The 14179-nt window shown below is 73.5% G+C and carries 12 protein-coding genes; 9 read left to right on the top strand and 3 right to left on the bottom strand.

Annotated elements, in window-relative coordinates; genetic code table 11:
* Positions 1 to 240: 240 nt before the first annotated feature.
* Genes hutU through hutI form a run of 4 tightly spaced genes read left to right on the top strand, consistent with a single transcriptional unit; the run spans position 241 to position 5664 of the window.
* Positions 241 to 1905, top strand: a complete 1665-nt coding sequence (hutU, locus tag AQJ64_RS30740; RefSeq protein ID WP_059203181.1) for a urocanate hydratase — start codon at positions 241 to 243, stop codon at positions 1903 to 1905.
* Positions 1902 to 3119 (top strand): allantoate amidohydrolase, encoded by a 1218-nt coding sequence (locus tag AQJ64_RS30735; RefSeq protein ID WP_055638692.1) that lies wholly within the window; start codon positions 1902 to 1904, stop codon positions 3117 to 3119. The genes hutU and AQJ64_RS30735 overlap by 4 nt, the downstream gene beginning before the upstream one ends.
* Complete coding sequence (locus tag AQJ64_RS30730; protein ID WP_099054158.1) at positions 3116 to 4465, top strand: formimidoylglutamate deiminase; 1350 nt, start codon at positions 3116 to 3118, stop codon at positions 4463 to 4465. The genes AQJ64_RS30735 and AQJ64_RS30730 overlap by 4 nt, the downstream gene beginning before the upstream one ends.
* Positions 4466 to 4488: 23 nt before the next feature.
* Positions 4489 to 5664 (top strand): imidazolonepropionase, encoded by a 1176-nt coding sequence (gene hutI / locus AQJ64_RS30725; protein WP_055638690.1) that lies wholly within the window; start codon positions 4489 to 4491, stop codon positions 5662 to 5664.
* A gap of 9 nt (positions 5665 to 5673) precedes the next feature.
* Here hutI and AQJ64_RS30720 read toward each other — a convergent pair whose 3' ends face one another.
* The 3 genes from AQJ64_RS30720 to AQJ64_RS30710 all read right to left on the bottom strand — a co-directional run bounded on the left by AQJ64_RS30720 (position 5674) and on the right by AQJ64_RS30710 (position 9424).
* Positions 5674 to 6738, bottom strand: coding sequence for a hypothetical protein (locus AQJ64_RS30720; protein ID WP_055638689.1), 1065 nt, complete (start codon positions 6736 to 6738; stop codon positions 5674 to 5676).
* 77 nt (positions 6739 to 6815) lie between these two features.
* On the bottom strand, positions 6816 to 8351 hold the full coding sequence (locus tag AQJ64_RS30715; RefSeq protein ID WP_079062045.1) for an RICIN domain-containing protein: 1536 nt from the start codon (positions 8349 to 8351) through the stop codon (positions 6816 to 6818).
* A gap of 143 nt (positions 8352 to 8494) precedes the next feature.
* Positions 8495 to 9424 carry an RNA polymerase sigma factor SigF gene (locus tag AQJ64_RS30710; RefSeq protein ID WP_055638174.1) on the bottom strand — a complete coding sequence of 310 codons (930 nt, stop codon included), beginning with the start codon at positions 9422 to 9424 and terminating at the stop codon, positions 8495 to 8497.
* 285 nt (positions 9425 to 9709) lie between these two features.
* Between AQJ64_RS30710 and AQJ64_RS30705 the strand changes: the two genes are divergently transcribed.
* The 5 genes from AQJ64_RS30705 (at position 9710) to AQJ64_RS30685 (ending at position 14131) form a co-directional block, all read left to right on the top strand.
* On the top strand, positions 9710 to 10087 hold the full coding sequence (locus tag AQJ64_RS30705) for an STAS domain-containing protein (RefSeq protein ID WP_055638173.1): 378 nt from the start codon (positions 9710 to 9712) through the stop codon (positions 10085 to 10087).
* 153 nt (positions 10088 to 10240) lie between these two features.
* Positions 10241 to 10756 carry an ATP-binding protein gene (locus tag AQJ64_RS30700; protein WP_055638172.1) on the top strand — a complete coding sequence of 172 codons (516 nt, stop codon included), beginning with the start codon at positions 10241 to 10243 and terminating at the stop codon, positions 10754 to 10756.
* A 723-nt stretch (positions 10757 to 11479) separates the two neighbouring features.
* Entirely contained in the window at positions 11480 to 12157 is a 678-nt protein-coding gene (locus tag AQJ64_RS30695) for an LPXTG cell wall anchor domain-containing protein (RefSeq protein WP_055637027.1), read from the top strand.
* 37 nt (positions 12158 to 12194) lie between these two features.
* Complete coding sequence (locus tag AQJ64_RS30690; RefSeq protein WP_055637028.1) at positions 12195 to 13034, top strand: COG1470 family protein; 840 nt, start codon at positions 12195 to 12197, stop codon at positions 13032 to 13034.
* Complete coding sequence (locus AQJ64_RS30685) at positions 13031 to 14131, top strand: hypothetical protein (protein WP_055637029.1); 1101 nt, start codon at positions 13031 to 13033, stop codon at positions 14129 to 14131. The genes AQJ64_RS30690 and AQJ64_RS30685 overlap by 4 nt, the downstream gene beginning before the upstream one ends.
* The last annotated feature ends 48 nt before the right edge of the window (positions 14132 to 14179 follow it).

Genomic DNA, 14179 nt, shown 5'->3' with positions numbered 1-14179 from the left:
GGTTTACGTCAACGGCGCGCGTGCCCGCCCGGGTGGTGAACGGAGCTCCGCGCTCCCCTTCTTCGCGCCGCGTGCCCCCGCCCCGCCCCGCCCTCCCGTTGCGCCGTTTCCCTCCCGATCCCCTCCCGATTCCCTCTCGGGGGGCGCCGCGACCTATTGACTAGTTCTATTCAGGAAGACAGGATGTGAATAGAGAGAGCAACAGTCCGTCGGGACGACCCATCCGCAAGGAGGCAGACCATGTCAGGACCCCGCCCCGTACGAGCGTCGCGCGGTACGGAACTGAGCGCCCTGGGATGGCAGCAGGAAGCCGCCCTGCGGATGCTGCAGAACAACCTCGACCCCGAGGTCGCCGAACACCCCGACAAGCTCGTCGTCTACGGCGGCACCGGCAAGGCGGCCCGCGACTGGCGCTCCTTCGACGCCATGGTGCGCACGCTGAAGGGGCTGAAGCAGGACGAGACGATGCTCGTCCAGTCCGGCCGCCCCGTCGGCGTCATGCAGACCCACGAGTGGGCCCCGCGCGTCCTCATCGCCAACTCCAACCTCGTCGGCGACTGGGCCAACTGGGAGGAGTTCCGCCGCCTGGAGGCCCTCGGCCTGACCATGTACGGCCAGATGACCGCCGGTTCCTGGATCTACATCGGCACCCAGGGCATCCTCCAGGGCACCTACGAGACCTTCGCCGCCGTCGCCGCGAAGAAGTTCGGCGGCACCCTCGCCGGGACCATCACCCTGACCGCCGGCCTCGGCGGCATGGGCGGCGCCCAGCCGCTCGCCGTGACGATGAACGACGGTGTGGCGATCTGTATCGACTGCGACCCGCGCGCCATCGAGCGCCGCATCGAACACCGCTACCTGGACGTCAGGGCCGACTCCCTCGACCACGCCCTCCAGCTGGCCGTCGAGGCCCGTGACGCCCGCCGCCCGCTGTCCGTCGGCGTCCTCGGCAACGCCGCCGAACTCGTCCCGCAGCTCCTCGCGATGGGCGCCCCCATCGACATCGTCACCGACCAGACCTCCGCCCACGACCCGCTGGCCTACCTGCCCACCGGCATCGCCTTCGAGGACATGGCCGACGCCGCCGCCAAGGACCCGGCGGGCTTCACCACCCGCGCCCGCGAGTCCATGGCCCGCCATGTCGAGGCCATGGTCGGCTTCCTGGACGCCGGCGCCGAGGTCTTCGACTACGGCAACTCCATCCGCGGCGAGGCCCAGCTCGCCGGCTACGACCGGGCGTTCGCCTTCCCCGGCTTCGTCCCCGCCTACATCCGCCCCCTGTTCTGCGAGGGCAAGGGCCCCTTCCGCTGGGCGGCCCTGTCCGGCGACCCCGCCGACATCGCCAAGACCGACAAGGCGATCCTCGACCTCTTCCCCGAGAACGAGTCCCTGGCCCGCTGGATCAAGCTGGCCGGCGAACGCGTCCACTTCCAGGGTCTGCCCGCCCGGATCTGCTGGCTCGGCTACGGCGAGCGCGACAAGGCCGGCGAGCGCTTCAACGACATGGTCGCCAGCGGCGAGCTGGCCGCCCCGCTGGCCATCGGCCGCGACCACCTCGACTGCGGCTCCGTCGCCTCCCCGTACCGCGAGACCGAGGCCATGCTCGACGGCTCCGACGCGATCGCCGACTGGCCGCTGCTCAACGCCATGGTGAACGTGGCCTCCGGTGCCTCCTGGGTCTCCCTCCACCACGGCGGCGGCGTCGGCATGGGCCGCTCGATCCACGCCGGCCAGGTCACCGTCGCCGACGGCACCAGGCTCGGCGGCGAGAAGATCCGCCGCGTCCTGACCAACGACCCCGGCATGGGTGTCATCCGCCACGTCGACGCCGGCTACGACATCGCGGAGACCGTCGCCGACGAGCGGGGCGTGCGGGTGCCGATGCGTGAAGGTGACGACGCGTGACGTTCCACAGCATGTGGGCGGAGCTGCTGCCCGTCGGCCGCGACTCCGCCTCCGGCGGCTACCGGCGCTACGCCTGGACCGCCGCCGACGCCGACTGCCGGGCCTGGTTCGAGGAGCAGGCCGTCTCGCGCGGACTGGCCTACGAGGTCGACCGGAACGGGAACCAGTGGGCGTGGCTCGGGGACCCGGCCGCCGGGGACGCCGTCGTCACCGGATCGCACCTCGACTCCGTACCGGACGGCGGCGCCTTCGACGGGCCGCTCGGAGTGGTGTCCTCCTTCGCCGCGCTCGACGAACTGCGCGCCCGGCAGGTGACGTTCACCAAGCCCCTGGCGCTCGTCAACTTCGGTGACGAGGAGGGCGCCCGCTTCGGTCTGGCCTGCGTCGGCTCCCGCCTCACCGCCGGACGGCTCACCGTGGAGCAGGCACACCGCCTCACCGACGGCGACGGGATCACCCTGCCGCAGGCCATGGAGGCCGCCGGCCACGACCCCGACGCCATCGGCCCCGACCCGGAGCGGCTGGCCCGCATCGGCGCGTTCGTCGAACTGCACGTCGAACAGGGCCGTGCGCTGGACCTGTCCGGCGACCGGGTCGGCATCGCCAGCGCCATCTGGCCGCACGGCCGCTGGCGGTTCGACTTCCGCGGCGAGGCCAACCATGCCGGCACCACCCGCCTCGTTGACCGCCGCGACCCGATGCTGTCCTACGCCGAGACGGTCCTCGCCGCCCGCCGCGAGGCCGCGCTCGCCGGTGCCGTCGCCACCTTCGGCAAGATCTCCGTCGAGCCGAACGGCGTCAACGCCGTCCCCTCCCTGGTGCGCGGCTGGCTCGACTCCCGCGCCGAGGACCAGGCCACCCTCGACACCGTCGTCGGCGGCATCGAGAAGGCCGCCCGCGAGTACGCCGCCGCCCACGGCATCGACCTCGACGTGGTCCGCGAGTCCTTCACCCCGGTCGTCGAGTTCGACCACGCCCTGCGCGACGAACTCGCCCGCGTCCTGGGCCGGGACACCGACCTCAAGGTCCCGGTCCTCGGCACGGGCGCCGGACACGACGCCGGGATCCTCTCCGGACGCATTCCGACCGCCATGCTGTTCGTGCGCAACCCCACGGGTGTCTCGCACTCCCCGGCCGAGTTCGCCGCCGAGGACGACTGCGTGGCCGGGGTGCACGCCCTCGCCGACGTACTGGAAGGACTGGCCTGCACGTGACCTCCACGCAGCGGACACGGACCTACTGGCTGGAGCACGCCTGGCTCGACCCCCAGGTGGAGCCGGGCGTCGCCCTCGACGTCACGGACGGCCGGATCACCGCCGTCCGCACCGGCGTCGACTCCCCGCCCCCGGGCGCCGAGATCCTGCGCGGCCTCACCCTGCCCGGCCTGGCGAACGCCCACTCGCACGCCTTCCACCGCGCCCTGCGCGGCACCGTCCAGGTCGGCTCCGGCACCTTCTGGACCTGGCGCGAGATCATGTACTCCTTCGCGGACCGGCTGACCCCCGACACCTACCACGCCCTGGCGCGCGCGGTGTACGCCGAGATGGCGCTGGCCGGGATCACGGCCGTGGGCGAGTTCCACTATGTGCACCACGCCCCCGGCGGCACCCCGTACGCCGACCCCAACGCGATGGGCGAGGCCCTGATCGAGGCCGCCGCCGACGCCGGCATCCGCATCACCCTCCTCGACACCGCCTACCTCTCCTCCGGCTTCGGACAGCCCCCCAACGCCCACCAGCTCCGCTTCTCCGACAAAAGCGCGGACGCCTGGGCCGAACGCTGTTCACTTCTCAAGGAACGGGATCACGCACGGATCGGGGCCGCGATCCACTCCGTACGGGCCGTGCCCGCCGAGCAGCTGGCGACCGTGGCGGGCTGGGCCGGGGAGCGCGGGGCACCGCTGCACGTCCACCTCTCCGAGCAGACGGCCGAGAACGAGGCCTGCCACGAGGTCCACGGCTGCACCCCGACCCAGCTCCTCGCCCTGCACGGTGTCCTGGGCCCGCGCACCACCGGAGTCCACAACACCCACCTCACCGCCGAGGACATCTCCCTCCTCGGTGGCAGCGGCACGGGCACCTGCATGTGCCCCACGACCGAGCGGGACCTCGCGGACGGCATCGGACCGGCCGTCGCCCTCCAGAACGAGGGCTCGCCGCTCTCCCTCGGCTCCGACAGCCACGCCGTCATCGACCTCCTGGAGGAGGCCCGCGCCATGGAGCTGAACGAGCGACTGCGCACCCGCACCCGCGGTCACTGGACGGCGGCCGCCCTGCTGCGCGCCGCCTCCGCCGACGGCCACGCGGCGCTGGGCCGCCCGGACGCGGGCATCCTGGCGACCGGCGCCCCCGCCGACTTCACCACGATCGCCCTCGACTCCGTCAGGACAGCGGGCCCGCTGCCCCGGCTCGGCGCCGAGACCGCCGTATTCGCGGCGACCGCGGCGGACGTACGGCACACGGTCGTCGCGGGCCGGCACGTCGTGCGCGACGGGGCGCACACGCTCGTACCGGAGGTGCCGCAGGCCCTGGCACGGGCCGTCGAAGCCCTTCGAGCCTGACGACGACCACCCACGAGGACACGATGAGCAGCAGCACCGTCATCACCAACATCGCCACGCTGGTCACCAACGACCCCTCCCTCGGTGACGGTTCCCCTCTCGGTCTGGTCCGGGACGCGGCCGTCGTCATCGAGGGCGACCGCGTCGTGTGGACCGGTGACTCCAGCAAAGCACCCGCCACTGACAATCGGGTCGACGCCGACGGCCGGGCTGCCCTCCCCGGCTTCGTCGACTCCCACTCCCACCTGGTCTTCGCGGGCGACCGCACCGAGGAGTTCAACGCCCGCATGTCCGGCCGCGGCTACACCGCGGGCGGCATCCGCACCACGGTCGCCGCCACCCGCGCCGCCACCGACGAGGAACTCGAGGCGAACCTCACCCGTTACCTCTCCGAGGCCCTCCACCAGGGCACGACCACCTTCGAGACCAAGTCCGGGTACGGCCTGACCGTCGCCGACGAGGCCCGCGCCCTGCGCATCGCCGCCCAGCACACCGACGAGGTCACCTACCTCGGCGCCCACATCGTCTCCCCCGACCACGCCGACGACCCGGCCGCCTATGTCGCCCTGGTCACCGGCGAGATGCTCGACGCCTGCGCGCCGTACGCCCGCTGGATCGACGTCTTCTGCGAGCAGGGCGCCTTCGACGGCGACCAGGCCCGCGCGATCCTCACCGCCGGCCGGGCGAAGGGCCTGCACCCCCGCATCCACGCCAACCAGCTCTCGTACGGCCCCGGCGTGCAGGTGGCGGTCGAACTGGACGCGGCGAGCGCCGACCACTGCACCCACCTCACCGACGCCGACGTGGACGCCCTCGCAGGCGGCCGCACCGTGGCCACCCTCCTCCCCGGCGCCGAGTTCTCGACCCGCGCCGCGTGGCCGAACGCCCGCCGTCTCCTGGACGCGGGCGTGACGGTGGCCCTGTCGACGGACTGCAATCCGGGCTCTTCCTTCACCTCCTCGGTCCCCTTCTGCATCGCCCTGGCCGTACGGGACATGGGCATGACCCCGGACGAGGCGGTCTGGTCGGCGACCGCGGGCGGAGCGGCGGCCCTGCGCCGGGACGACGTCGGACGTCTCACCCCGGGCGCGTACGCCGACCTGACGCTCCTGGACGCCCCGAGCCATGTCCACCTGGCCTACCGGCCCGGCGTACCGCTGGTGTCGGGGGTGTGGAAGCGGGGCGTACGGGCGGTCTGAGGCCGGGCGTCAGAACGGGCGGGCGTACCCCTGCCCGTCCACGCGGTCGAAGATCCCGCGCAGCCATGGCTCACGTACGGCGGGCAGCCGGGCCAGCGTGCCGAGGAGCACACGTGCGTCGGCACGGAACAGCCACTGCGGGCGCAGCGGCAGGGGGTCGTCGCGCAGGAAACCGTCGGGCAGGCCACCGGTCACCGGTATCGGCGGAACCTGTTCCTGCGGGAAGGCGAGGTGCATCCAGACGCCGGCGGCGAGGGGCACGCCGACGGACGGGGGCCGCGGCTGCCACGCCTGGCCGGTCTGCGGATGGAGCGGAACGAGGACGATGTCGGCGTCGGTGCCGGGCAGCCCCGGCCCGGCCAGGGCGAGCCTCTTCGCCGGCGGCCCCTTCGGCAGCAGGGCGTCGAGAGCGCGGCCGAACGTGTCCGCGAGGAGGCCGCCGGGGACGGCGAGGGGCGCGCCGCCCGAGGCCACCAGCACATGGGCCAGCGCCACGCCGACCGCCGCTTCCCACTGGGGGTTCCAGTACCCGAGCTGTTCGACGGGCGGGGTGCTCCGGCGTTCCTGCGCCAGGGTCTCCCAGTCGAGGATCCGGTCGGCGGGGCCCTCGACGGGAAGCCGGCGTACGGCGTCCGGCGCGAGCCACACCACCTGCCAGAGCGAGCAGTCGTCGACCCGCGTCGCCACCGGCCGGCCGCAGCGCGCGCACGCCAGGTTCGGCCCGTCCCGCCCGTCGAGCCCCAGGCAGTAGCCGTCGCACCGCTCCGGAATCAGCACCATGGCGCGGGTGTCACCCGGCGCGACGGCGACGGCTCCTGACGCGCCGCACGGGAGGCTGTGGAAGCGGCGAGCGCGCGCGAACACCCCGCGTGCCGCCGCCTCGTCCTCCCCGATCTCGCTCCACGGCTTCCACGGCGGCCCGTGCGGCTCGGGGTCGACGGCGTACGTCCCCGGCTCCATGAGCGGGGGGAGCATGTCGTGCCCGAACGAATGGTGCGCATGCGCGGGCAGCGCGACCTCCGACACCGGGGCGGTCAGCACGGCGTCACACCGCGCACACACGAAAACAGCCACACAACCCCTCCCCCTGGACTCTCGGATTCTCCCCGTCAGGGGGCGAGGGTCCAACGGGTTTTGCGTGGCGGGCGGGGTCAGGCCGCCCCCGCCCGCCACCGCTGGTCGCCGCCCGCGTCCAGCGGCTCCAGCGACACCCCGCCGCCCGTGTCCGCCGTCATCCCCGTCAGGATCGCGATCTGCGGGCGGACCGTCCCGTCGGCGTCCACCGTGAAGCGGAGGTTGTCGCCGTGGTCGCCCTCCACCGAGTCGCACTCCCAGACGCCGACCCCCTTGTCGACGGATCCCCGGCTGTCGAGGCAGAAGTCGGGGTCGGCGGCCGACTGCACCACCCCGCGCCCCGCGTCCACCCGCCATCTCTGGCTCGGCGACGACGTACACGGAACCGTCACCACGTCCGTGCCGTTGTCGAAGTCCCCGGCCACCTCCAGACAGCGGCCCGTGGCGACGTTCACGACCTGGGCGTACGTCCCACCCGGCGCCCGCGTCGGGGACGGGGAGGGGGTCGGCCGGGCGCTCGTCCGGGACGGGGACGGAGTCGCGCTCGGCGACGGCGACGTGGTGCTCGGCACCGGGGTGGGCGCGGGCGCCGACACCGTCGTCGTCACCGTCACCCGAGGGGCCGTCGACGGGGCTGCCGCTGCCGCGCCGGTCGGGGTGCCCGTGTCGTCCGAGGGGACGAGGACCAGCCACAGGGGGATCAGCGCCATCACCGCCACCGCCGCCGCCGAGGCCATGGTCAACCGGCGCGGGAGTCGTCGTACCGGCGCCGTCACCCCGGCCAGGGGCTCCTGGGCGCGTTCCTCCCTCACGTACGCCGTCCCGCCCCAGGGCAGCAGCCCCTCGGCGAGCGCCGTGCGCGGCGCGTCCCGCAGCGCGCGCTGCTCCTCGTACGCCGTCGCGCAGTGCGGGCAGTGCGCCCGGTGGGCCTCCAGGTCGGGGCTGCGGCGGGCGCCCTCGGGGCGTACGGACTCCTCGATCAGCCGGCGGAAGTCCCCGCAGCGGGGGTCGTCGGAAGCGGCGAGGCGCAGCCGGAGAGCCGCCCCGGCCAGGGAGTGCAGGGCGGGGGCCGTTCCGTAGGTCACGTCCTCGGGGGTCAGGCCGAGGAGTACGGCGATGCGCGCCGGCGTCTCCCGCTCCACCACCGCGTACCAGATCAGGCCCTGCGCCCGGGGCGGGAGGGAGTGGAAGGCGGCCGGCAGGGGCGGCACCGGGCCGCCGGGGGCCGGGGTCGTGCGGAGGACCAGGAGCAGGCCCGCGTCCAGGCCGCTCGCCCGGTCGTCCCCGGCCCAGTCCGCCGCCACCCGTCCGACCTGCGAGAGGAGTTGGTGCCGCCAGGCGCCGCCCGGTTCGCTGCCGCGCGCGGTCTCGCGGGCCGTGAGGGTGAACGCCTCCGCCGCCAGCCGGCGCGCGGCCGGTTCGCTCGTCGTGCAGAGGCGGGCGTAGGCCAGGACGGCGGGCTCGTGGCGGGCGCGGAGGGTGCGCAGCGCCGGGTAGGCCCGGGCGGGAGCGCCGCGCAGCAGGTCGGTCAGGCGCGCGTCGGAATCACCGGAATCACCGGAATCACCGGAAGCGGTGGGGTCCTCTCCGCTCGCTCCATCCGCACGGACCACGATCCGCCTCCTCGCCGTTGCTGACGTACTGGTCAGTCTGGGGTGGGGGTGACCCTAGTGGCGAGAGAGGTGTCGTGGGGAGGTTTCCGTGGGTAAGCCCATGCGTCCGGGGAGCGTACGCGGGTGCATGGGCTCACGGGGGCCTACTCCTCGACCGTCAGCCCCTTCCGCAGCCGCACCAGCGTCCGTGACAGCAGCCGTGACACGTGCATCTGTGAGATCCCCAGTTCCTCGCCGATCTCCGACTGGGTCATGCCCGCGACGAAGCGGAGCGAGAGGATCTGGCGTTCGCGCGGCGGGAGTTCGGCGATCAGGGGTTTCAACGACTCGACGTACTCGATGCCTTCGAGGCCGTGGTCCTCGTAGCCGATGCGGTCGGCGAGGGCGCCCTCCGCGTCGTCCTCGTCCGGCTGGGCGTCCAGGGAGGACGCCGTATAGGCGTTGGCGGCCGCCATGCCCTCCACGACCTCGTCGTTGGTAATGCCGAGACGTTCCGCCAGTTCCGCCACGGTGGGGGAGCGGTCCAGCTTCTGGGCGAGTTCGTCACCCGCCCTGGCCAGGTCGAGCCGCAGTTCCTGGAGCCGGCGCGGGACGCGCACGGACCAGGACGTGTCCCGGAAGAAACGCTTGATCTCACCGACGATGGTCGGCATCGCGAAGGTGGGGAACTCGACGCCGCGGGACAGTTCGAACCGGTCGATCGCCTTGATCAGGCCGATCGTGCCGACCTGGACGATGTCCTCCATCGGTTCGCTGCGCGAGCGGAAGCGGGAGGCGGCGAACTTGACCAGGGCGAGGTTGAGTTCGACGAGGGTGTTGCGGACGTACGCGTGGTCGTGCGTGCCCTCCTCGAGGGACTCCAGCCGCTCGAACAGCGTCTTGGACAGGGCCCGCGCGTCGACGGCGCCGATCTGTGCGATCTCCTCCTGCGGAGGGATCAGCTCGTCGTACGGAGGGGGCGCGTCGGGGTGACGGGGCCCGGGGAGCTCCGCGATGGGATTCAGCTGGTCCTGTACCGGTGGGGGTGTCGACGTCGCAGTCGGGGAGGGCGATGCGTCGAGCCGGGGTGACATGATGTCCTCCATCGTTCTCGGCATAAGGCTGCCGAAGCCAGTGAGCGCACTACGGTGTGCGGCGCCTCCAAAGCCGGCCGTGTCGGTTGCGTGTTCCTTACTAGCCCTACCGGCTGCACGAAGCCATCCGCAAGTGTGAATTGGTGGCTTATGTCCGTTTGTGTGTGATTGTTCGGGTGTTGGAGCACGTGACGAAGGCGTAGTGTTCGAGGTCGGCCGACGGGGAATTGAGCAGGCTGTCGGCAGGTGATCACCCAGCAGTGAGCGAACCCGGGAGAGAGACGCATGGACCGCGGGACGGTCGGCAGCGCACAGTCGGGCCGGCTTCTGGTCGAGGTGCGGGAAGAGGGCTCCAGTGCCGTCGTGACTCCGGCGGGGGAGTTGGACCACCACACCGCCGATCTGTTGCGTGAACCACTCGAGGACTGCCTCTCCAGGGGGTTCGGCAGGCTGGTCGTGGACTGCTCACGGCTGGAGTTCTGCGACTCCACCGGGCTGAACGTCCTGCTCGGCGCCCGGCTGAAGGCGGAGGCGGCCGGGGGCGGGGTCCATCTGGCGGGGATGCGGCCCGTGGTGGCCCGGGTCTTCGAGATCACCGGGGCGGACGCGGTGTTCACCGTGCACGAGAGCCTCGCGGCCGCGCTCGCCGACGAGGACGGCTGAGCCGGCCGGAGATCGCCGCCGCGTCCGGCGCGACGGGAACGGGGGGTGTTCCGTCCGTTCCGCCGGGCAGGAGACATCCTGGACCTGAACATGTCGGTGGCACGTTCGTGAATGTTGAATTGTGAACCGGTGAATCGGTGAGGTGAACCGCTGATGAGCACCACCCGGCCCTACTCGCCGGGCGACCGCGGTCCGGAGCGGGAGCCGGAGGCCGGCGGCGCTTCCGGGGGCCCGGCGGGTCGCTCCGGGGCCCCGGCGGGTCGCCAGGTCCGCGGGCTGAGTTTCGAGGGCGTCAGCGGGGTCGTCCCGGCGGCCCGCGACTTCGCCCGGCAGGCGCTGTACGCGTGGGGCTGGCTGCCCGCGGCCACCGCCGACCAGCGGGCCGCCGCCGAGGATGTGCTGCTCGTCGTCTCCGAGCTGGTCACCAACGCCTGTCTGCACGCCGAGGGGCCGGAGCGGATGGTCCTGGGCTGCGACAAGAAGGTGATCCGCGTCGAGGTCTCCGACCGCGGCACCGGCCAGCCGGCACCCCGCACCCCGCACCGGGCGGGCCGCCCCGGCGGTCACGGCATGTTCATCGTCCAGCGCCTCTGCCTGGACTGGGGGGTCGTCCGCACCCCGGGCCTGGCCGGCAAGACGGTCTGGGCGGAACTGGGCGCCCCGGCCTGACGACGGCCGCCGGATGATCGCCGCCCGGCGATGACCTTTGCCCGCGGCGATGATCCTTGCCCCGGCGATGATCCTTGCCCGGCGACGGCCCCTGCCCGGGTGCGGCCGCCGCCGGCCGCTCTGCCCCTGCCCGGGAGGCGGCCTCCGTCTGGTGGGCGGGTGCTTTTGGGCGTCTCTGCCTGGTGGGTGGTGGCTTGCTCGGTGAGTGGCCTCTGTCTGGTGGGTGGTGGCTTGCTCGGTGAGTGGCCTCTGCCCGCTGGGTGGTTGCTCGCCCGGTAGGTGGCCTCTGTCCGGTGAGTGGCCTCTATCCGGTAGGTGGTTGCTCGCCCGGTGAGTGGCCTCTGCCCGGTGGATGGTTGCTCGCCCGGTGAGCGGCCTCTGCTTGGTGAGTGGCCCCTGCCCGCTGGGTGGTTGCTCGCCCGGCAGGTGGCCTCTGCCCGGCAGGTGGCCTCTGTCCGGTGGGTGGTTGCTTGCTCGGGAGCGGTTCTTGTCCTGGGGGCGGCCTCTCGGGAGGCAGTCCCTGGCGGGGGCTCGGGGTGCGCTCTCTGTCGAGCGGGCGGGCGACCGCACCCCGCACCGAACCCTCACCCCCGCCCCCCGGATCCCCACAACTCCGGCTCTCCCCTTCTCTTCCCTCCTCAACCTGCCCGGCGTACCTTGACGGCTCGATCTGATGGCTCGTCAGGAAATGGCCGGCAGGCGACTGGCAGGAATGAGGGGACCGTGTCGAACCGGAAGCGAAGTGCCGCGCTCGTGACCGCCGCGGCCCTGGCCGGGGCGGCGGTCTGGGCGTCCGCCCCCGTCGCCACGGCCGAGGTCGTCGACGTCGCCTACTCCTGCAAGACACCCATCGGCGACAAGAGCGCGGTCTCGCCGATCGACATCAAGGGCGTCAAGAGCGGCAGCGGTTACCGGATCACCATGTCCTGGCAGAAGGGGGTCTCCTCCAGCCCGGTGGAGCTCGGCGCGGGCTCGATGGTCCCCAGCGCCACCATCAAGCTCGGCGGCGACGACAGCGGCACCATGACCGTCACCGGCGCCGCCAACCAGGCCGCGATCCCCGAGAACACCCCCATCAAGATCAACGATCTGAGCGGGACGTACACCCCGAAGAAGACCGGCAAGGTCACCTTCACGGCCGCGGTCCTCACCATCAAGGCGCTCGGCACGACCACCACCTGCACGCCCACCAACAGCCCCGGCCCCTCCCTCACCCTCGACGTGACGGCGTCGGACGGCGGCAGCGGAGGCAGTACCGGCGACGGCGGCAGCGGCGACGAGCTTCCGCAGACCGGGCCCGAGGACTCGGCGATCGCCCTGGGCACTCTGGGCGGAACCGTCCTGCTCGCCGGCGCGGCGGGCGTCCTGTGGCTGACCCGGCGGAATCAGCAGCCTCGCTGACCGCCGCCACGCCCACCCCTCGTCACCGGAGCCGCCGATGCCGTACGCCTGCGCCGCCCGTGCCGCCCGCACCCTGCTGCCGGCCCTGCCCCTGCTCGTGGCCGCCGCTCCCGCCGCCCCCGCCGGCGGCTGGTCGGCCGAGCCCTCGGGTGGCGGGCGGCCCTCCTTCTACGCGGAGGGCGCGCCCGGCGCGGTGCTCCAGGACACCGTCGCCGTCACCAACCGGGGCACCCGCCCGCTGGCCGTACGTCTGCGCGGCACCGGCCTCGGCTCTCTCCCGCTCGCCTTCGCGGAGACGGCCGTGGACGTACCCGCCCGCACCCGCGCCGAGGTGCCGTTCACGGTGACGCTCCCGGCGGACACTGCCCCGGGCACCCGCTCCGGCGTGATCGTCGTACAGGAGTCCACGGGCCGGCGGGTCACCGTCCCGCTGCTGGTGCGGGTCGGCGGTCCGAGGCTGCCCGCGCTGACCGTCGAGCACGTGGCCGTGCGTGGCGACCGGATCACGTACGAGCTGGTCAACCGGGGGACGACGGATCTCGTGCCCCGGCTCGCGGTGCGCGCGGACGGTGTCCTCGGGACCGTACTGGACCGCGCCCCGCGCACGCTGCCCGTCCGGCTGCCGCCGGGCCGCCGGCTGCGGCTCGACGAGCCGTGGCCCGACCGCCCGGCGCTGGACGCGGTGACCGTGCGCCTGACGGTCACCGCCCCCGGCGCCGCCCGCGCCACCGGCCGTACCCGGGCGCGGTTCGTGCCGTGGGGTGCGGCGGGGGCCGGGGCGGGCGCGCTGTGCGTCGGCGCGGGGGTCCTGGCGGTCGTACGACGTCGTGGGCGCGAGGCCGGTGGCGCGGCCGGAGCGAGGGGAGCGGGTACATGAACGGCAGACTGCGGACCGGCGCGCCGGTGCTTCTCGCCCTCCTCCTGTTCCTGGCGTCACCGCTCGCCCCCACGGGCACGGCGTCGGCGGCCGGGAAACCCGCCGTCACCCTCTCCAGCGCCCAGGCCGGGACCGGCGCCTCGGTCACCGTCAGCGGCAGCGGCTGGCGGCCGCGCACCCTGCTGATGCTGCTGATCTGCGGTCGGGCCAGCCCGGCCCGGGGCCTGACCGGTGGCACCAACTCCTGCGCCAACGCCGACGGCAGGGCCGTCACCACCGACGCCGAGGGACGGTTCACCCGCGCGCTCCCGGTGGCCGAGCCACCCGATCCCTGCCCCTGTGTGGTGCACGTGGCCACCGCGACCGGTGCGAAGGCACAGGCCGACGTGGTCTTCCGGGTGGCCGGGCACCCCGTCGAACCGCTGCCCGCCGCGTCCTCGTCCGGCGGACGGCTCGCCGTGCTCACCGACACCCGGCTGGACGGCTCCGGCGGGTTGCTCACCTGGTTCGGCGCGCCGCCCGCCCGCACCCTCGTCCTCACCGTCGGCAACCTCGGCACCACGACCGTGAAGGACCCGGTGTTCCAGGTCGGCACCGCGCACGGGGTGTTCGCCCCGCAGTGGGACGAGCGGCAGTGGCGCGGCACGATCCCGCCCGGCGGGAAGGCACGGGTGAGGCTGCCCGTCGAACTCTCCGCCGGCGCCCACGGCGACTACACCGTCTCCCTGAAGTACGGCGGCAAGGTCCTCGCGGAGCAGCCCTGGGGCGTGGGCCGCCCCTGGGGCGTGACCCTGTTCTGGATCCTGCTCTGCCTGGTGGTGCCGGCCGCGGTGTTCCGGATCGGCATGGCGGTGGTGGACCGGGTACGGCCGCGGACCCGCCGGGGCCGCCGGACGCGTCGTGGGCACGGACCCGATCGGTACGGACCCGACGGGCACGACGGCCGGGACCCCTCACCGGTCCCCGCCAGTACCTCCGCGATCCTGCCGTGGTTCACCCCGGACACCGCTCCGGCCACGGCGGACCGGCTCTCCGCACCGCACGACGACCGTCCGACGAGTCCTCGACTCCCGGCAGGAAGGGAACCAAGTGAGTGAGAGAGCCGTACCACCCCCGCGCGGGGCCGGGCGCAGGAGCGCGGCCGC

This window comes from Streptomyces griseoruber (genome assembly GCF_001514205.1).
GTDB lineage: Bacteria > Actinomycetota > Actinomycetes > Streptomycetales > Streptomycetaceae > Streptomyces > Streptomyces griseoruber.
The sequence above is the reverse complement of the archived record's forward strand: the minus strand, read 5'-3'. Positions and strand labels throughout refer to the sequence as shown.

Excerpts from the sequence above, each read along its gene's own strand:
- AQJ64_RS30705 (WP_055638173.1), top strand. The coding sequence starts at position 9,710 with ATGGACCGCGGGACGGTCGGCAGCGCACAGTCGGGCCGGCTTCTGGTC.
- AQJ64_RS30700 (WP_055638172.1), top strand. The coding sequence starts at position 10,241 with ATGAGCACCACCCGGCCCTACTCGCCGGGCGACCGCGGTCCGGAGCGG.
- AQJ64_RS30710 (WP_055638174.1), bottom strand. The coding sequence starts at position 9,424 with ATGTCACCCCGGCTCGACGCATCGCCCTCCCCGACTGCGACGTCGACA.
- hutI (WP_055638690.1), top strand. The coding sequence starts at position 4,489 with ATGAGCAGCAGCACCGTCATCACCAACATCGCCACGCTGGTCACCAAC.
- AQJ64_RS30685 (WP_055637029.1), top strand. The coding sequence starts at position 13,031 with ATGAACGGCAGACTGCGGACCGGCGCGCCGGTGCTTCTCGCCCTCCTC.
- hutU (WP_059203181.1), top strand. The coding sequence starts at position 241 with ATGTCAGGACCCCGCCCCGTACGAGCGTCGCGCGGTACGGAACTGAGC.
- AQJ64_RS30690 (WP_055637028.1), top strand. The coding sequence starts at position 12,195 with ATGCCGTACGCCTGCGCCGCCCGTGCCGCCCGCACCCTGCTGCCGGCC.